Genomic DNA, 18,290 nt, shown 5'->3' with positions numbered 1-18,290 from the left:
GCTGTATGAACGGGCGGACAGCGCAGGAAAGCCGGATCCCGATGAACGGGACCGGACCGGCCAACGGAGCCAATGGTCACGCTCCGCAACCGACCACTGACCTTGAACCACCATCGGAGTGGCACGCGGAGCAGCAGGTCGGTGAGATCCGCCTGGACCAGCCGCAGGACGTCGTACCGCGTTCGGACTGGCTGTCCGAGGTGCGCGACCGGCCACGGCAGCAGAGCGGTACGACGCTGCGCCAGTTCAACACGCCCGTCCGGGTCGACGAGATCGCGGTCGCGGCGATGACGCTGGCCGAGGATCTGCACGCCGCGACGCAGAACATGCCCGAGTCCGTCGAGCTGCGGCGCTTCCGGCGCGACCTCGACCAGGCCGCGACCACCTTCCGCGACCTGGCGAGCAAGCTGGAGGTCACCGCCGGCAAACTCGTCCGGCTGGCCGCGAACGAGGGACAGGCGTGCGGCGTCGGCTGGGGTGTCTGTCCTGAGCACGGCCTGACGCTGATGAACGTCGGTGACACGGTCACCTGCCACGTTCTCGGTTGCGGCCGGGAGAACGTGGGCGAGGTGGAACGCTGCGTCCACCCGGTCGGGTACCGCGTCGTCGACGCCGCCGGCCCGTCCCTCCTCACCTGCGCCGGCCACGCGATCGCCTGCCGTCTCTACTTCGACAACCCGGTCATCACCGCCACCGCCGACAGCATGGAGCTCTTCTAGGAGATCCGGCAGGACGTCAGGTGATCGTTCGCGTGCGGCGACAGCGCGACGAAGTTCGGTGTGTCCGCCGTACGCACCCAGGACTGCCCGCTGAAGTTGTCCTCGGCGTAGATCGTGACCGTCCAGCCTGACGGGATCTTCACCGAGGACGCCCAGTTGTCCTGCACGCCGGCTGCCTGTAGTTGCGCGCGGGTGTAGCTGCCCTTGGGGAGCGTCGCGCCGGCTACGCCGTCGTAGTCGACGTGCTCGTAGAAGATCACTCCGGCAGGACCTTGCACAGGCATGGGTACGGTCGGCCGCGTCGGTGTCAACGGGGCCTGGCCTTTGAACATGCGGCCGCCGTCGTTGGTCAACCTCAAATAATAGTCGGACGAGCATGCTGTGCCGTCCTCGTCGAGGGCGCGGATGCCTGAGCTCGCGGGGATCCAGGCGGACGTCTCGGCGGTCTTGGCGATCTGGTTGCCCTCGTTGAACTCGTCGAACATCGAGATGTACAGCCCCTGCACGCCGACGCGGGTGAGGTTGTAGAACTGGCGCCACATCAGGTCGCCGTGCCGCCGGTGCCCGGACTGCAGGTCGCCGGGGATCACGCACGGCTGGTAGTCGATCCCATGGGCGTTGCAGTCCGCCTGGTCCTGCTGATTCACGTTGTTGTAGTAGTGATCGGCGCCCGCGATGTCGCTGATCCGCCCGACCATCCACGGCGACAGCATGTTGAACGCGTGGTACACGTCCAGGTACCCGGGCCGCGAGTCCTCGTTGCCCGGCCGCCAGTGCGTCGGTACGCCGCCGATCACGTAGCAGCCCTGTCCCTTGAACCAGTTCACGACGTCCAGGCACACGTCGGCCGGCCATGCCTTGTTGGGCTCGTTGAACCCGAACCCCCAGATGCAGACGACGGGCTTCCCGTTCTGTCGCGCGTACGCCGGTGACGTCGTATACGCGCTCATCTTCGACGTCCAGTCCGCCTTCATCTCCGACTGCATCGACGTCCAGGCGGTCGCGTCGTACATGATGTAGAACTTTCGCCCGTACTGCTCCGCGGCCTGCCGCACTTTCGCGGCCATCGCGTCCCGCGTCGGTCCTTCGCCGCCGGTCGGGTTGAACCGCTGCAGCGCCGCCGTGTCGCAGCCGTTCTGCTGCATCCACTGGAAGTGCGTGTTCACCGTCTGCTGGTCGTACGACGAGAACAGCCGGGCCGCCTGCCCGTTCCCGAGGTTCGCGTACGCCGTCTGGTACGTCGACGTGAAGTCCCGGACGTCTGGCCAGCTGACGATCGCGGTGTTCGTCGGCGACGGCGGCTGGCCCCAGTTCTGGCTCCAGTGCCACCACCCGTTGATCGGTGCGCCGTCGCCGGCGCAGGCGAACCAGCCCTGGTAGCCGACGGTGACCTTCCCGACGACGTCGCCCGGGGGACTGGCGGCGGAGGCGAACTGGGACCTGCCGGCCAGAGCGGCCGCGGCGGTGGTGGCGAGGAGGGTACGGCGCGTGAGCTTCATGGGTGCTCCTGGTGGGGGCGGGCAGGAGAGCGTGTGGCGAGCGTACAAACGTCGACAAACTCTCGCAAGAACTTGACTGTTGCGGAACTCTTGACGACCTCGCGGCGTGAACTTAGTTTGTTGGGTCAACAGACAAAATCTGGAGGGGGGTGCCCAGATGACGCTGACGGACGGCCGTCGCCCGGGGAGCCGGGGCGTTGCCGCCGATCACGTGTCGCTGCGGCGCAACAACCTCTCGGTCGTACTGCGGCACGTCCGCGACCTGGGCCCCCGGTCCAGGGCCCGGATCGCGGACGAGACCGGCCTGAACAAGGCGACCGTCAGCAGCCTGGTCGCCGAACTCGTCGACCGTGGCCTGCTCCGCGAGGGACTGGCTGACTCGAGCCGCGCGCTAGGTCGGCCGGGGCAGCTCGTCGAGCTGGACGGCACCGGTGTTTGCGGGGTCGGCGCGGAGATCAACGTCGACTACCTCGCGGTTGCGGCGCTCGACCTGGCCGGTGGTGTGGTGCTCGAGAAGCGGGTCCCGGTCGATGTCGCGCATCTTGAACCCGGTACGACGCTTGACCGGCTCGCGGAACTGGTCCGGGAGGCCGTCGATGCCGTCGAGGCTCGGAGCGGGCAGTTGGCCGGCGTCACGCTTGCTGTGCCTGGGCTGGTGCAAGGGGAGACGGGGGAGCTGAAGCTTGCGCCGAACCTGGGGTGGGGCGAGGTCTCCGTAGCTCAGGAGATGCGCTCTCGGCTCGGCGACGCCGGTTACCCGCTGCACGTCGAGAACGAGGCGAACCTCGCGGCGCTCGCCGCGTACGCCGAGCTGCAGCGAGCGGAAGACGGCTGGGCCGGAGAGCGCGGGGCCGGAGAGCGCGGGGGTGCTCCGCACGATCTTGTCTTGTTGACCGGGGCGGTTGGTGTGGGTGGGGGGATTGTGTCCAACGGGCACCTGCTGCACGGGGGCGCCGGGTACAGCGGTGAGGTCGGGCACATGCCGGTCGCCCCGCCCGGGCGGACCTGCGGGTGTGGGCGGACCGGATGCTGGGAGACGGTCGTCGGGCTGACCGCACTGTTGCACAAGGCAACGGACAGGGACGATCCGGTGCGGGACCCGTCGCTGGACGTGGAGCAACGGCTGGCCGGGATCACCCGGCGGGCCGAAGCGGGGGACGCGCGGACGCTGTCCGCGTTGAAGGACGTCGGCACTTGGCTGGGGATTGGGGGAGCGATCCTGGTGAACATCCTGAACCCGGACGTGCTCGTACTGGGCGGCTACTTCGCCGTCCTCGGGCCGTGGCTGAAAGAACCGCTGGAGAAGGCGATCCAGGACCGGGTGATCGCACCGGACGGCGGCGGCTGCAAGGTCGTCCGGTCGGAACTCGGTTTCGCGGCGGCCGTCCGCGGCGGCGCGCAGATCTCGCTCGATCAGGTCTTCGTCGACCCGACGCGGATCGGGGCCGCGTCATGACGGATCTGCTGACCATGATGGGCATCGTCAAGGAGTTCCCCGGCGTACGGGCGCTCGACGGTGTGGATCTCGACGTACGGGCCGGTGAGGTGCACTGCCTGCTCGGGCAGAACGGTGCGGGGAAGTCCACGCTGATCCGGGTGCTGACCGGCGCGCACCAGCCGGACGCGGGCATGATCCGGATCAACGACGAACCGGTGCAGCTGAACAGTCCGACCGCGGCGATCCAGCGCGGGATCGCGGCGATCTACCAGGAGCTCGACCTGGTCCCGGATCTGACCGTTGCCGAGAACATCTTTCTCGGTCACGAACCGTCCCGCTACGGCTTCAGCCGGACTCACGAGGCGAACACGAAGGCACGCGCGATCCTGCAGGGCCTCGGACACGCCGAGATCCCCACGCACCGGACAGTCGGTTCGCTGCCGGCCGCTGGTCAGCAGGTGGTCAGCATGGCCCGCGCGTTGTCCCGCGACGCCCGCCTGATCGTGATGGACGAGCCGTCCGCGGTGCTCGATCCGGAGGAGGTGTCGAACCTGTTCCGGGTGATCCGCGGCCTGACCGACCGCGGGGTCGCGGTGGTCTACATCTCGCACCGGCTCGAGGAGATCCGCGAGATCGGCGACCGGGTCACGGTACTGAAGGACGGCGCGACGGTGGCGACCGGCCTCGACGCCCGCCAGACACCAACCAAGGAACTCATCCAGCTGATGACGGGGCGCTCGATCGAGTACGTGTTCCCGCCCCGCACCGACGTCCCGGCCGCCGCGCCGGTCGTCCTCGAGGTCGTGGATCTGAGCCGGCCCGGTGAGTTCGCCGGGATCGGGTTCGAGGTGCGCGCCGGCGAGATCCTCGGACTGGCCGGACTGGTCGGCTCCGGGCGTTCCGAAGTACTGGAGACCGTGTACGGCGCGCGACGCGCGGCGACCGGATTCGTCCGCGTCGACGGTGCCGTACTGCGTCCCGGACGGGTGCAGGCCGCGGTGAAGGCCGGTGTCGGGCTCGCACCGGAGGAACGGAAGAGCCAGGCGCTGCTGCTCGACGAGGCGGTGTTCAAAAACATCACGGTGTCGACGCTGGGACGGTTCGCGAGCAGCGGATTCCTGAACAACCGGGCCGAGCGGGACGCGGCCACGAAGTTGGCGCAGGCGCTCGACGTCCGCCCAGCGGGCGTGGATCACCCCGTGCGCAACCTGTCAGGAGGTAATCAGCAGAAGGTGGTGCTCGCGCGCTGGTTGCTGCGGGACTGCCGGGTGCTGCTGCTCGACGAGCCGACCAGGGGAGTCGACGTCGGTGCGCGGTCGGAGATCTACGCGCTGATCAGGCAGCTGGCGTCGAACGGGGTCGCGATCGTGCTGGTCTCCAGCGAGGTCGAGGAAGTGCTCGGTCTGTCCGACCGAGTCGTCGTACTGCGGGAGGGGCGAGCCGTCCACACGGGGCCCGCGCAAGAGATCGACGAGCACCAGGTCCTGGACCTGGTGATGGAGGGAAGTGCGAGGTGATGAGTGAGGACATCACGACATCGTCTAAACAAGACACAGTCACCCAGCCGGCGAGGCCACGGTCGTCGACCGACCTGCTGAGGTCGGGCTTCGGCCGCAACCTGGGCCTCGTGGTCGCCCTGGTGCTGCTGTGCATCGTCGGCGTCGCCACCGCGGGTGACACGTTCGCGACCGGTGCGAACGTGCTGACGATCCTGCGGCTGGCCGCGGTCATCGGGGTGGTCAGCGTCGGGATGACGTTCGTCATCACCGGCGGCGGGATCGACCTGAGCGTCGGCGCGATGGTCGCGCTGGCGTCGGTCTGGGCGACCACGCTGGCGACCCAGCAGCTGGCCGCCGACTACCACTGGATCTTCATGGTCAGTACGGCGCTCGCGGTCGGCGCCGCGTGCGGTCTGGTCAACGGCCTGCTGGTTGCCTACGGCAAGATCGTGCCGTTCGTCGCGACGCTGGCGATGCTGGCCTCGGCGCGCGGCCTGGCCGAGATCATCTCCGACCGGAAGACCCAGATCATCACGGTCGGCTCGTTCGAAGACTTCTTCGGCGGCTCGCTGATCGGCGTACCGGTGCTGGTCTGGATCTTCCTGCTGGTCGCCGCGGCCGGCTGGGTGCTGCTGAACCGGACCACGTTCGGCCGCCGGACCTTCGCCGTCGGCGGGAACGCCGAAGCCGCTCGCCTGGCGGGGATCAAGGTTCAGCGTCACACCGTGGCGCTGTACGTCCTGGCCGGGCTGTGCTGCGGGATCGCCGCGGTGATGCTGATGGCGCGGACGACCACGGGGAGCTCGACCCACGGTCAGTTGTACGAACTCGATGCGATCGCGGCGGTGGTGATCGGCGGCACGCTGCTGTCCGGTGGCCGCGGCACGATCGTCGGCACCGTGTTCGGCGTACTGATCTTCACGACGTTGAACAACGTCTTCACCCTGAACAACCTGAGCATCTCCGCCCAGTCGGTGGCGAAGGGCGCGATCATCGTGGTCGCCGTCCTCCTCCAGCAACGGCTGGCGCGTCGTACCACCGGCACCTAGAGGAGGACAAAGATGTCCCGAAGTTCCGCCCGCACCCTGGTGATCGCGGGCCTCAGCGTGGTCGCACTGGCCGCCTGCACGAGCAACACCCCGAAGGCCGAGGAGGACAGCGGCAACAAGCCCGCCGAGCAGGCGGCCGTGAAGAACGACGAGCCCGGCAAGAAGGTCAAGATCGGCTTCTCCGCGCCTGCCGCCGACCACGGCTGGATGGGAGCGATCACCAAGGCCACCCAGGCCGAGGCGAAGAAGTACTCCGACGTCGAGCTGGTCGTCGCCGAAGGCACCAACGACGTGAACCTGCAGATCAGCCAGGTCGAGACGTTCATCAACCAGAAGGTCGACGCGATCGTCCTGCTGCCGTTCGACGGGGCCGCGCTCACCCCGGTCGCGACGAAGGCGATGGAGGCCGGGATCACGGTCGTGAACGTGGACCGCGAGTTCGACAGCCCGTTCGCGGCCCGTACGACGATCCTCGGCGACAACCACGGGATGGGCGTGTCGGCCGGCACGTACGTCTGCCAGCAGCTGAAGGACAAGAAGGACGCGGTGGTCGCGGAGATCGCCGGGATCGACTCGCTGCCGTTGACTCAGGACCGCAGCAAGGGCTTCAAGGAGGCGCTCGCCGACTGCGGCCTGAAGGTCAGCAACCGGGTGGCCGCCGAATTCACCGTGGAATCCGGTGAGAAGGCCGCGGCGAACCTGCTGCAGGCAGCGCCGAAGATCGACGCGATCTGGAACCACGACGACGACCAGGGCGTCGGCGTGATGGCCGCGATCAAGAACTCCGGCCGCAAGGAGTTCTTCGTGGTCGGCGGGGCCGGTTCGGCGAACGTGATGCGGGACATCAAGTCCGGCAGCTCGTTGCTCAAGGCCACCGTCATCTACCCGTCCACGCAGGGCGCCGACGGCGTCCGGCTGGCGCGGCTGCTGGTGCAGAAGAAGGCCCTCGGCGACCTGGTGGAGGTCGAGGTGCCGCGCACCGTCCAGCTGTACGCGCCGGTGGTCACCAAGGACAACGTGGACCAGTACCTGCCCACCGCATTCGAGAGCTGAGCTAGTAGAGGGAGAGTCATGACGAACCTGGGCATCGGCCTGATCGGCTACGCGTTCATGGGAGCGGCCCATTCGCAGGCCTGGCGGAGCGCGCCGCGCTTCTTCGACCTGCCGCTGGACCCGCGGATGAACGTGCTGGGCGGTCGCAACGCCGAGGCTGTCCAAGCGGCGGCGACGAAGCTCGGCTGGAAGGAGACGGAGACCGATTGGCGCAAGCTGATCGCGCGCGACGACGTCCAGCTGGTCGACGTGTGCACGCCGGGCGACAGTCACGCCGAGATCGCGATCGCAGCCCTGGAGGCCGGCAAGCACGTCCTGTGCGAGAAGCCGCTGGCCAACACCGTCGAGGAGGCCGAGGCGATGACCGCGGCCGCCGAGAAGGCCAGGGCCCAGGGGATCAGGTCGATGGTCGGGTTCACCTACCGCCGGGTGCCGGCGATCGCGCTCGCCCGCCAGCTCGTTGCCGACGGCAAGCTCGGTACGATCCGGCACGTCCGCGCGCAGTACCTGCAGGATTGGATCGCCGATCCGGAGGCGCCGCTGTCGTGGCGGCTGGACAAGGAGAAGGCCGGATCGGGCGCGCTCGGTGACATCGGCGCGCACATCGTCGACATGACGCAGTTCATCACCGGTGACACGATCGGCGAGGTCAGCGCGCGGCTGGAGACGTTCGTCAAGGAGCGTCCGGTCGCCGCGGAGCACTCGGGTCTGTCGGGTACCGCGGGTGCGCAACGAGGACCGGTCACCGTCGACGACGCGGCGGTGTTCCTGGCGCAGTTCCGTTCCGGCGCACTCGGAGTCTTCGAGGCCACGAGATTCGCGACCGGGCGGAAGAATGCCATCAGGATCGAGATCAACGGAAGCCTCGGCAGTCTGGCGTTCGACTTCGAGGACATGAATCTCCTGCACTACTACGACGCCACCGAGGACTCGAGGACGGCGGGTTTCCGCCGCATCCTCGCCACCGAACCCGACCACCCGTACGTCGCCGCCTGGTGGCCGCCGGGACATCTGCTCGGTTACGAGCACGGGTTCACCCATCAGGTCGTCGACCTGGTCACCGCGATCGCCGAAGGCGCCGATCCGGAACCGTCGTTCGCCGACGGGCTGCGCGTCCAGCGGGTGCTGGCCGCGGTCGAGACCAGCTCGGCATCCCGACAATGGCAGGAGATTCCGGAATGACTAGTTACACCCCGACCAAGGACGACAAGTTCTCCTTCGGTCTGTGGACCGTCGGCTGGCAGGGCGTCGACGTGTTCGGTACGGCGGTCCGCCCGGCGATGGACCCGGTGCACGCGGTCGAGAAGCTCGCCGAACTGGGTGCCGCGGCGGTCACGTTCCACGACGACGACGTCGTCCCGGACGACGGCACCCGGGCGCAGACGCTCGAACGCTTCACCAAGTCGCTCGCCGACACCGGCATGGTCGTCGAGATGATGACCACGAACCTGTTCGCGCACCCGGTCTTCAAGGACGGCGGTCTGACCGCCAACGACCGGCAGGTACGGCGGTACGCGCTGTCGAAGGTCCTGCGTAACGTCGACCTCGCGGCCGAGCTGGGCGCGACGACGTATGTGCTGTGGGGCGGTCGTGAAGGTGCGGAGTCCGGCGGCTCGAAGGACGTGCGGGCCGCGCTCGACCGCTACAAGGAGTCGATGGACCTGCTGTGCGCGTACGTGCGCGAGCAGGGCTACGACATCCGGTTCGCGATCGAGCCGAAGCCGAACGAGCCGCGCGGCGACATCCTGCTGCCGTCGATCGGGCACGCGATCGCCTTCATCAACGACCTCGCCGACCCCGAGCTGGTCGGTATCAACCCCGAGGTCGGGCACGAGCAGATGGCGTCGCTGAACTACGCGCACGGGATCGCGCAGGCGCTGTGGCACGGGAAGCTGTACCACATCGACCTCAATGGGCAGCACGGTCCGCGGTTCGACCAGGACCTGCGGTTCGGGGCCGGGAACCTGCGCGAGGCCTTCTGGACGGTCGACGTACTGCAGGGAGCCGGGAGCTACCCGGCGTACGAGGGCTACATCCACTTCGACTACAAGCCGCCGCGGACCGAGGACGAGGAAGGCGTCTGGGAGACCGCGCGCGGCTGCATGCGGAACTACCTGATCCTGCGCGACAAGGTGCAGGCGTTCCGCGCCGACCCCGAGGTCGCGGAGGCACTCGCCGCCGCACGCGTCGCGGAGCTGTCCGAGACCACCCTGGCCGAGGGTGAATCACTCGACGATCTCCGCAACGCGACCTACGACCCGGACGCGCTGGCCGAGCGCGGTCTCGGGTTCGAACGGCTGGACCAGCTGGCGATGGAGCACTTGCTCGGCGTCCGTTGAGTTAGCCGGTAGTACTCCCGCGCAGGGCAGAGCACGGGATTTGTAGTTGATGGAGCGCGCGTCCTTGTCCGACCCATGAGGAGCTCCGCATGATCCAGCTACGCAGGCACGGCGCCTTGGTGTGCGCTCTCGTGCTCGCCCTGTTCGCGGCACTACTGACCGCCTTACCGGCCCGGGCCCATCCCGGGCACGGTGACGAGACCTTCAACGCCCTGATCTTCAGCAAGACCGCCGGTTTCCGGCACGACTCGATCCCGGCCGGCATCCAGGCGATCAAGGACCTGGCGACCGAGAACGGCTTCACGGTCACCGCGACCGAGGACGCCACGATGTTCAACGACACCGAGCTGGCGAAGTACGAGGTCGTCATCTGGCTGTCCACGACCGGTGACGTGCTGAACGCGGACCAGCAGGCCGCGTTCGAGCGGTACATCCGGGGCGGCGGCGGGTACGCCGGTATCCACGCGGCGTCCGACACGGAGTACGACTGGCCCTGGTACGGGCAGCTCGTCGGCAGCTACTTCGACAGCCACCCCGCCGGTACGCCGACCGCGACGGTGAAGGTGGAGGACCACGCGCACCCGTCGACGGTCGATGCGCCGACGCTGTGGCAGCGCACGGACGAGTGGTACAACTACCGGACCAATCCGCGCGGCACCGTCCACGTCCTCGCGTCGCTCGACGAGTCGTCGTACAGCGGTGGAAACATGGGCCCCGAGCACCCGATCACGTGGTGCCAGGACTACGACGGCGGCCGCGCCTGGTACACGGGTATGGGCCACACGATCGAGTCGTACGCCGATCCGACGTTCCGCAAGCAGCTGCTCGGGGGCATCAGGACCGCGGCCGGTGTGCAGCCGGCGGACTGCGGCGCGTCGCTGAGTGACAGCTACGAGAAGGTCACGCTGGACGACGACACGTCGAACCCGATGGAGTTGTCGGTCGCGGACGACGGCCGGGTGTTCTACATCGACCGCAACGGCGCGGTGAAGATCGTCAAAACCGACGGCTCGGTCGTCACGGCCGGGACGCTGAACGTCTACACGGGCCAGGAGTTCGGGCTCCTCGGTCTCGCGCTGGATCCCGGGTTCGCGTCGAACGGATTCGTCTATCTGTACTACTCGCCGGTGAGCGCGGAGCCGTTCGACCGAGTCTCGCGGTTCAAGGTGACTGGTGACACCCTTGACCTCGCGAGCGAGCAGCAGGTGCTGCGGATCGACACGCAACGCGACCAGTGCTGTCACGCGGGCGGTGCGCTCGAGTTCGATGGCAACGGCAACCTTTACATCGCGACCGGGGACAACAGCAATCCCTTCGACTCCGACGGCTACGCGCCGATCGACGAGCGGGCCGGCCGCGCCGCGTGGGACGCGCAGCGGTCAGCGGCCAACAGCAATGTGCTGAACGGCAAGGTGCTCCGCATCCACCCAGAGGTCGACGGCACCTACACTGTCCCGGCGGGCAACCTCTTCCCAGCTGGAACGGCGAAGACGCGGCCGGAGATCTATGCGATGGGCTTCCGGAACCCGTTCCGGATCGGGATCGACCCGACCACCAACCACCTGTTCGTCGCGGACTACGGACCGGACGCCGGCGCGGTGTCGCCGACGCGGGGGCCGGACGGTCGCGTCGAGTGGAACATCCTGTCCCAGCCGGGCTTCTACGGCTGGCCGTACTGCGTCGGCGCGAACACGCCGTACAACAACTACGACTTCGCGACCGGAACCTCTGGCGCGACGTTCAACTGCAGCGCGCCGGTCAACGAGTCGCCGAACAACACCGGTATCACCCAGCTGCCCGCGGCGATCCCCGCGACGATGTGGCAGGGCAAGTCGACCACCGGCACGCCCGAGATCGGTGGCAGCGGGGCGCCGATGACGAGTGGGGCGTACCGGTACGACGCGGCGAGCCCGTCGGACCGGAAGTGGCCGCAGTACTTCGACGGCAAGGCGGTCTGGGCGGACTGGAACGACAGCCGGCTGTTCTCCGTGCAGCTGAACGACGACCGCAGCGGCGTCGCCGACGTGTCGCGGATGTTCCAGACACTGAACTTCGTCCGGCCGCACGCGCTGCAGTTCGGGCCGGACGGCGCGCTGTACGTGATCGAGTGGGGGAGCGGGTTCGGCGGGAACAACGCCGACTCGGGGATCTACCGGATCGACTACGTCCAAGGGAACCGGGCGCCGATCGCGCAGTTCGCGACCGACAAGACGTCCGGCCCGGTGCCGTTGACGGTCGCGTTCGACTCGACCGGGTCGCGGGATCCGGACGGGCAACCCGTGACCCTGGCCTGGGACTTCGACGGCAACGGTACGACGGACAGTACCGACGCCAAACCGGCGTACACGTATGCCACCGCCGGTGTCTTCACGGCGCGGCTGACGGTCACCGATCCGGACGGCCGGACGGCGGTCTCGAACCGGACCATCACGGCCGGGAACACGGCGCCGACGGTCACGATCGAGGCCCCGGTCGACGGCGGGTTCTTCGAGTTCGGGGACACGATCCGCTACAAGGTCACCGTCACCGACCCCGAGGACGGGACGGTCGATTGCGCCGACGTCGTCACCCAGCCCGCGCTCGGGCATGACGAGCACGCGCACGACTACGAGCAGTACCACGGCTGCGAAGGCACGTTCCCGTTGCCCGGAGACCAGGGGCACGTCGGGGCGAACATCTTCGGCATCGTCAAGGTGACCTACACCGACAAGGGCGCGCCCGGGACCGGCAGGATCACCACGCAGAAGATCGTCCAGCTGCAGCCCAAGCTGCGGGAAGCCGAGTTCTTCAACGAAACCGGTGGGCCTGGGTCGGCGCCCGGCGTACAGGTCGAGGACACCGGTGACACCGCGGGCGGTGGGAAGAACATCGGGTTCATCGAGGACGGCGACTGGTGGGGCTGGAAACCGACCAACCTGACCAATATCGACCAGATCCAGCTCCGGGCCGCGTCACCCGACGCCGGCGCGACGGTGCAGGTCCGACAGGGCTCGCCGACCGACGGCCCGGTCGTAGCCACCATCCAGGTGACGCCGACGGGCGGCTGGCAGACGTACGGCGACTTCACCGGCGCGGTCAGTGGCGCGTCGCTCGACAGCGGCCCGTTGTACTTCGTGAAGACGACCGGGCAGCTGAACGTCAACTGGGTCAAGTTCATCGGCAAGGGCGTCACGGAGAACCAGCGCCCGGCGGTCACGGTCACGGCTTCGGCCACCCAAGGCAAGGCGCCGCTCGCGGTCGACTTCACGGCGGCTGCCGTTGACCCCGAGGGCGACCTGCCACTCACCTACGCGTGGAGCTTCGGCGACGGTTCGACCGCCACCGGACCGGCTGCCTCGCACACCTTCACAACTCCCGGCAAACACACGGTGACGGCGACGGTAACCGATGCGCGGGGAGCGGTAGGTGTGGCGAAGGTTGATGTGACCGTCGACTCGCCGTCGGCCCCGACCTGCCTGACAGGTCGCTCGGACGGTTTCGACGGCACGACGCTCGACACCGCCCGCTGGTCGGCAGTTGTCCGCGGCAACCAAGAACTGTCGGTGGCGAACGGTGCGCTGTCGATCCCGTTGACGGCAACGGATATCTACGGCACGGGCAACACCGGCACACCGAACATCGTTCTGCAACCGCTGCAGGCCGGTGCCTGGTCGGCGACCGCCAAGGTGACGCTGCCCGCGCGATTGGCCTACCAGCAGGCCGGGCTGATCGTGTACGGCGACGACGACAACTACGCCAAGATGGTTCTGCAAGGCCGGTCGACGACGGCGTCCGCCGCTGACCGGATCTTCCAGTTCATCCGCGAGGAGAACGGCGCGCCGAACGAGGTCGCCGCGTCGAACACGGCGAACCTTGGCGCGGCCTACCCGGACACGGTCTGGGTGCGGTTCACCTCGGACGGCGCGAACTTGAAGGCCTCGTACAGTGCCGACGGTGCGACGTTCACCGAGATGCCGGAGACGAAGCAGCTCGCCGGGATCACGAATCCACGCATCGGCCTGTTCGGTCTCACGAACCGGACCGAGGCGTTGCCGATCACGGCGACGTTCGACTACTTCGCGATCACGCCCGACGACACCGCCGAGCAGCCCGCACCGGACGACGAGTTCGACGGTACGACGCTCGACGCCTGCCGCTGGACGGACGTCGTACGGCCCGATCCAGCCGCCTACCGGGTGACCGGCGGCGGGCTGGAGATCGACACGAGCAAGGGTGACATCTACGGCGGTACGGCGACCAACCCGCGCAACCTGATGCTTCAGGAGGCGCCGGACGGTGACTGGACGATCGAGACGAAGGTGGACGCGTCGACGTTCGACGAGGCGTACCAGCAGGCTGGTCTGCTGGTCTACGCCGACGACGCGAACTACGTGAAACTCGACTACCTGACCACCAACGCCGCAGGCAGCACGGTCACCCGAGGCATAGAACTGCGCAGCGAACTGGCCGACGTGGTGCAGTCGCCGCAGCCGAACGCTCCCAGCCCAACCCAAGGCGTCTGGTACCTCCGGCTGTCGAAGGCGGGTTCGACGTTCACCGGGTCGTACAGCTCCGACGGGTTGTCCTGGACGGCGCTCGCGCCGGTGACGAACACCGCGCTGGGTTCGGCGAAGTTCGGCGTCTACGCCTTCGGTGTCGACCAAGCGGCGTCGAAGACCGCGAAGTTCGACTACTTCAAGCGAGTCACCGACACAACAGCTCCCACCGTCACCGTGGGGCTGAACCCGTCGACGCCTTCGGGGCAAGCAGGCTGGTGGACGGGACCGGTGACGGCCACCGCGATGGGGATCGATGATCAGGCCGGTCAGGTGTACCTGGAGCAGAAGGTTGGCGACGGCAACTGGTCCGAGTACACCGCCCCGGTCGCCCTGACCGCCGACGGAACGCACACGCTGGCGGTGCGGGGAAGTGACACCGCCGGCAACGTGTCGGAACCCTCGTCGGTCACCGTGAAGATCGACCAGACTCCACCCACCACCACGGTCACCGGACTGACGGCGACTCTCGGAGTCGCGTCAACCGCCACGGTGCAGGCAACTGCAACGGATGCGCTCTCCGGTCCGGGAACAGTGGTGATGGCCTTGGACGGCAAGACGACAACGGGAGCGGTCGATGGTGCAGTGCTCGGGCTCGGGGCGCACGCGTTGACCGTTACGGCTTCTGATCTGGCCGGGAACACCTCGGTGAAGAACGTGCCGTTCACGGTGGTCGCGTCGTACGCCGAGGCTGTCAAGCTGGTCGACCGCTTCCGTATCGCCGGAAAGGTTCCGCTGGCAACTGCCGTGGTGCTGAAGGCGCACCTGAGAACCGCCGAGCGCGCCGCGGCCCGTAACCAGGTCGTGCCCGCGTCCGTCGCCCTCACCCTGTACCTGGCCACGGCCCGCACGGTCGCCGACGTACCGGCGCGAACCTTGCTGACCGCGGTGGGCCAGGACCTGAAGGCACGGCTCGGCCGATGACGTCGCCGTGGGGACTCGCCGCCGTACACCTGCCGCCGCCCCGGCTGGTTCGGCCCCAGACGGGCGACGGCCCAGCGAGACCCACGGTGACAGTCCCCGGCGGCGGACAAGCGCTCCGGACGCCGCCGGGGACACCCCTGCAAGAGGAATCGACAAGGAGAAGGACATGGCACGACCGATCACGTTGTTCACCGGCCAGTGGGCCGACCTGCCGTTCGAGGAGGTGGCCCGGCTGGCGTCCTCGTGGGGTTACGAAGGGCTGGAGATCGCCTGCTGGGGCGACCATCTCGACGTACGGCGTGCCGCCGAGGACCCGGCGTACGTCCGGGACCGGCTGGACATCCTCGAGAAGCACAACCTGAAGGTGTGGACGATCTCCAACCACCTGCTCGGGCAGGCGGTCTGCGACGACCCGATCGACCAGCGGCACCAGGCGATCCTGCCCGCGCACATCTGGGGCGACGGCGATCCGGAAGGTGTCCGGCAGCGGGCGGCCGACGAGATGAAGACGACCGCGCGGGCGGCCCGGGCACTCGGTGTGGACGTGGTGGTCGGGTTCACCGGGTCGTCGATCTGGAAGACCGTCGCGATGTTCCCGCCGGTGCCGCCGGCGATGATCGAGGCCGGGTACCGGGACTTCGCGGACCGGTGGAACCCGATCCTCGACGTGTTCGACGAGGTGGGTGTGAAGTTCGCGCACGAGGTGCACCCGTCGGAGATCGCGTACGACTACTGGTCGACGACCGCGACGCTGGAGGCGATCGGGCACCGGGAGGCGTTCGGGCTGAACTGGGACCCGTCGCATTTCGTCTGGCAGGACCTCGACCCGGTCGGGTTCCTGTGGGACTTCAAGGACCGGATCTACCACGTCGACTGCAAGGACGCGAAGCGCCAGGTCGGCAACGGCCGCAACGGACGGATGGGATCGCACCTCGCCTGGGGCGACCCGCGGCGCGGCTGGGACTTCGTCTCGACCGGGCACGGCGACGTCCCGTGGGAGGCGTGTTTCCGGATGCTGAACTCGATCGGGTACGACGGCCCGATCTCGGTCGAGTGGGAGGACGCCGGCATGGACCGCCTGGTCGGCGCCGCCGAAGCCGTTCAGTTCGTCCGCTCGCTCGCCTTCGATCCGCCGACCGCGTCGTTCGACGCGGCCTTCTCGTCCTAGGGGGCTTACGCTCGATGTCATGAGTTGGCCGGTGGCGCCGGGGTTGTCGCGGCCGCGGATTCTGCGGCAGCGGTGGCTGGATCTGACCTTTGTGCACTGGGCTTTCGCGCCGGCCGATGTCGCGCACTTCTTCCCGCCGGGGACCAGGCCGGACACGTTCGAGGGACGCACGTACGTCGGCCTGGTCCCGTTCCGGATGGTCGGGACCGGGCTGCCGCACGGCCCGGCCGTCCCGTACTTCGGGTCGTTCCTGGAAACGAACATCCGGCTGTACTCCGTCGACGAGACAGGCCGGCGTGGCGTGGTGTTCCTGAGTCTCGACGCGAACCGGCTGGCCGTGGTGGCGACCGCGCGGACGGTGTTCGGGCTCCCGTACCGGTGGGCGCGGATGTGCCATGAACGGCACGGCAACCACCACACGTACACGTCGACCGTTCGCCGGTTCGGCATCCAAGCGCTTGTCGGCGTCGAGATGGGTGAACGGATGCCGGTCGGTCCGTTGGAGGACTTCCTCACCGCGCGGTGGGGGCTGCACGTCCAGCGCGCCGGTCGCACCTGGTACCTGCCGAACGAGCACCCGCCCTGGATCCTCCACAGCGCAAGACTCACCGCACTGGACGCCGACGCGCTGCTGCGGTCCGTGGGCCTCGTACCGCCCGACCGCCCGCCGGATCATGTCGCGTTCAGCGCCGGGGTTCCCGCGGAGTTCGGCGTACCGCTCAGGCCATGAGTTCCGCGGTCTCCTGGATGATGAACGGGATGCCCAGTTGACGGGCCCACCGGTTGACCTCGGTCGCGAGCGCGCGTGATCCGGCCGCGTCACCCTCGTCGCGGAGCAGGACCGCGAGCATGGCCTGCTGGGCGAGCGTGGGACGCAGGTACCCGGCCTTCTGCAGGAGTTCGGTCGACCGCTCCCACTGCGAGCGGGCGAGCACCAGGTCACCTGCAGCGTGAGCGTGGTAGCCGAGATGACGAAGCGCCTGCGCGACCAGCCATTCGTCGTCGCACTTCTCACCCAGTTCCAGCGCGATCCGGTAGTACTCGATGGCCTCTGCCGGCTGTTCGTACACGTTGTCGGCCATCGCACCTGCCCAGAAGTTCGCGGTGCCGCGTCGCCCGTCGTCGGGCGCCTCCTCGATGAGTGTGAGGGCGCGATCTCTGAGGTTCCTGCTGCCGGCCCTGAACAGTGCGCTCGCGTAGTCCTTGCGGAAGTTGAGCAGCGCGAGATCCCACGAATCGCCGGGCACGGCCGCGAGCGCGGCGGAGGCGTGGTCGGTTTGCCGGCCGAAGTCCTGGTCGACGGTGACCTCGGCCAGGGTGAGCGCGAGGATCTGACGTTCGTCGGGGTCGTCGGGGGTTGCGGCGGTCAAGAGATCGGTTGCGGCGGACCACTGGCCGGCGCGCATCAGGTAGGTGGCGGCGGTGACGACCGCGGTGGCTGCGAGTTGGCTCATGGACGCCACGGTATTTCGACATCGAAATATATGACAACTAAGCTTCACCGGGTGAAAGACTTCGTAGACGCACATGTCGACCTGTGGGCCGGGCAGCTCGATGACCTCGATCGGGACGTCGAGGGCATCACCGTCCGCCTCCAGGTGCTGACGCGGTACCTCGAACGGCGGCGAGAGGCCGTGCTGGCGGCGTACGGACTGCAGCTGTGGGAGTTCAAGACGCTGCACATGCTGCGCCGCGGCGGTACGCCGTACCGCGCGACGCCAGGCGAACTGGCCAGGCAGCTCGGGATGTCGCCGGCCGCCCTCACCAACCGGCTGGACGCGCTCGAGAGCCGCGGGTACGTCGAACGCACGCACGACCGCGACGACCGCCGCAAGGTCGTCGCGACCCTGACCCGCTCCGGAAATGCTCTCTGGGAACGCGGGATCGGCGACATCCTCCGGGTCGAGGAGGAACTGATCCACCACCTGCCCACCGCCGACCGAACCCGCCTCGACAACCTGCTCCGGCGCCTCGTCCTCGTCACCGAGAAAGATTCCTAGCTGGCCCATGTCAAGTTCGGTCGATCGGATCCGACGTCCCCGTGTAAGCACCGAGAGACCGGAGGAC

Annotated in this window: 13 protein-coding genes; 11 read left to right on the top strand and 2 right to left on the bottom strand. The window is 68.2% G+C overall.

All coding sequences use genetic code 11. The features are described 5' to 3' along the window. Positions 1 to 5: 5 nt before the first annotated feature. Positions 6 to 719, top strand: coding sequence for a hypothetical protein (locus E0H92_RS39355; protein WP_131463303.1), 714 nt, complete (start codon positions 6 to 8; stop codon positions 717 to 719). On the opposite strand, the gene E0H92_RS39350 is transcribed toward E0H92_RS39355, so the two are convergent. After that, positions 716 to 2,218, bottom strand: coding sequence for a lectin (locus E0H92_RS39350; protein WP_131499903.1), 1,503 nt, complete (start codon positions 2,216 to 2,218; stop codon positions 716 to 718). The two genes, E0H92_RS39355 and E0H92_RS39350, sit on opposite strands and share 4 nt — an antisense overlap. Positions 2,219 to 2,375: 157 nt before the next feature. On the opposite strand from E0H92_RS39350, the gene E0H92_RS39345 reads away from it, so the two are divergent. The 9 genes from E0H92_RS39345 (at position 2,376) to E0H92_RS39305 (ending at position 16,953) form a co-directional block, all read left to right on the top strand. Continuing rightward, entirely contained in the window at positions 2,376 to 3,674 is a 1,299-nt protein-coding gene (locus tag E0H92_RS39345) for an ROK family transcriptional regulator (RefSeq protein WP_131499902.1), read from the top strand. Beyond that, positions 3,671 to 5,173 (top strand): sugar ABC transporter ATP-binding protein, encoded by a 1,503-nt coding sequence (locus E0H92_RS39340; RefSeq protein ID WP_131499901.1) that lies wholly within the window; start codon positions 3,671 to 3,673, stop codon positions 5,171 to 5,173. The genes E0H92_RS39345 and E0H92_RS39340 overlap by 4 nt, the downstream gene beginning before the upstream one ends. Further along, positions 5,173 to 6,204 carry an ABC transporter permease gene (locus E0H92_RS39335; RefSeq protein WP_131499900.1) on the top strand — a complete coding sequence of 344 codons (1,032 nt, stop codon included), beginning with the start codon at positions 5,173 to 5,175 and terminating at the stop codon, positions 6,202 to 6,204. Before E0H92_RS39340 ends, E0H92_RS39335 begins: the two co-directional genes overlap by 1 nt. A gap of 12 nt (positions 6,205 to 6,216) precedes the next feature. Continuing rightward, a complete protein-coding gene (locus E0H92_RS39330; protein WP_131295055.1) occupies positions 6,217 to 7,257 on the top strand; it encodes a substrate-binding domain-containing protein in 1,041 nt (346 codons plus the stop codon). An 18-nt stretch (positions 7,258 to 7,275) separates the two neighbouring features. Beyond that, entirely contained in the window at positions 7,276 to 8,439 is a 1,164-nt protein-coding gene (locus tag E0H92_RS39325) for a Gfo/Idh/MocA family protein (RefSeq protein WP_131499899.1), read from the top strand. Further along, the gene (gene xylA / locus E0H92_RS39320; protein ID WP_131499898.1) at positions 8,436 to 9,596 is read left to right on the top strand and encodes a xylose isomerase; all 1,161 of its coding nucleotides are present in this window, start codon (positions 8,436 to 8,438) and stop codon (positions 9,594 to 9,596) included. The genes E0H92_RS39325 and xylA overlap by 4 nt, the downstream gene beginning before the upstream one ends. An 89-nt stretch (positions 9,597 to 9,685) precedes the next feature. Continuing rightward, complete coding sequence (locus E0H92_RS39315; protein WP_131499897.1) at positions 9,686 to 15,055, top strand: ThuA domain-containing protein; 5,370 nt, start codon at positions 9,686 to 9,688, stop codon at positions 15,053 to 15,055. 166 nt (positions 15,056 to 15,221) lie between these two features. Beyond that, a complete protein-coding gene (locus E0H92_RS39310) occupies positions 15,222 to 16,223 on the top strand; it encodes a sugar phosphate isomerase/epimerase family protein (RefSeq protein ID WP_131499896.1) in 1,002 nt (333 codons plus the stop codon). Between the two features lie 19 nt (positions 16,224 to 16,242). Continuing rightward, positions 16,243 to 16,953: a YqjF family protein gene (locus E0H92_RS39305; RefSeq protein ID WP_131463312.1), complete on the top strand. Its 711-nt coding sequence runs from the start codon at positions 16,243 to 16,245 to the stop codon at positions 16,951 to 16,953. Here the strand turns inward: E0H92_RS39305 and E0H92_RS39300 are convergent. Further along, the gene (locus tag E0H92_RS39300) at positions 16,943 to 17,677 is read right to left on the bottom strand and encodes a hypothetical protein (RefSeq protein WP_131463313.1); all 735 of its coding nucleotides are present in this window, start codon (positions 17,675 to 17,677) and stop codon (positions 16,943 to 16,945) included. The genes E0H92_RS39305 and E0H92_RS39300 overlap by 11 nt on opposite strands. A gap of 51 nt (positions 17,678 to 17,728) precedes the next feature. Between E0H92_RS39300 and E0H92_RS39295 the strand changes: the two genes are divergently transcribed. Then, positions 17,729 to 18,223, top strand: a complete 495-nt coding sequence (locus tag E0H92_RS39295; protein ID WP_238152844.1) for a MarR family winged helix-turn-helix transcriptional regulator — start codon at positions 17,729 to 17,731, stop codon at positions 18,221 to 18,223. Positions 18,224 to 18,290 lie beyond the last annotated feature (67 nt).

Source organism: Kribbella speibonae, assembly GCF_004331375.1.
Classification (GTDB): Bacteria; Actinomycetota; Actinomycetes; order Propionibacteriales; family Kribbellaceae; genus Kribbella; species Kribbella sindirgiensis.
The sequence above is the reverse complement of the archived record's forward strand: the minus strand, read 5'-3'. Positions and strand labels throughout refer to the sequence as shown.

Coding starts and splice junctions, on each gene's coding strand:
- E0H92_RS39355 (WP_131463303.1), top strand. CDS start 6: ATGAACGGGCGGACAGCGCAGGAAAGCCGGATCCCGATGAACGGGACC.
- E0H92_RS39350 (WP_131499903.1), bottom strand. CDS start 2,218: ATGAAGCTCACGCGCCGTACCCTCCTCGCCACCACCGCCGCGGCCGCT.
- E0H92_RS39345 (WP_131499902.1), top strand. CDS start 2,376: ATGACGCTGACGGACGGCCGTCGCCCGGGGAGCCGGGGCGTTGCCGCC.
- E0H92_RS39340 (WP_131499901.1), top strand. CDS start 3,671: ATGACGGATCTGCTGACCATGATGGGCATCGTCAAGGAGTTCCCCGGC.
- E0H92_RS39335 (WP_131499900.1), top strand. CDS start 5,173: ATGAGTGAGGACATCACGACATCGTCTAAACAAGACACAGTCACCCAG.
- E0H92_RS39330 (WP_131295055.1), top strand. CDS start 6,217: ATGTCCCGAAGTTCCGCCCGCACCCTGGTGATCGCGGGCCTCAGCGTG.
- E0H92_RS39325 (WP_131499899.1), top strand. CDS start 7,276: ATGACGAACCTGGGCATCGGCCTGATCGGCTACGCGTTCATGGGAGCG.
- xylA (WP_131499898.1), top strand. CDS start 8,436: ATGACTAGTTACACCCCGACCAAGGACGACAAGTTCTCCTTCGGTCTG.
- E0H92_RS39315 (WP_131499897.1), top strand. CDS start 9,686: ATGATCCAGCTACGCAGGCACGGCGCCTTGGTGTGCGCTCTCGTGCTC.
- E0H92_RS39310 (WP_131499896.1), top strand. CDS start 15,222: ATGGCACGACCGATCACGTTGTTCACCGGCCAGTGGGCCGACCTGCCG.
- E0H92_RS39305 (WP_131463312.1), top strand. CDS start 16,243: ATGAGTTGGCCGGTGGCGCCGGGGTTGTCGCGGCCGCGGATTCTGCGG.
- E0H92_RS39300 (WP_131463313.1), bottom strand. CDS start 17,677: ATGAGCCAACTCGCAGCCACCGCGGTCGTCACCGCCGCCACCTACCTG.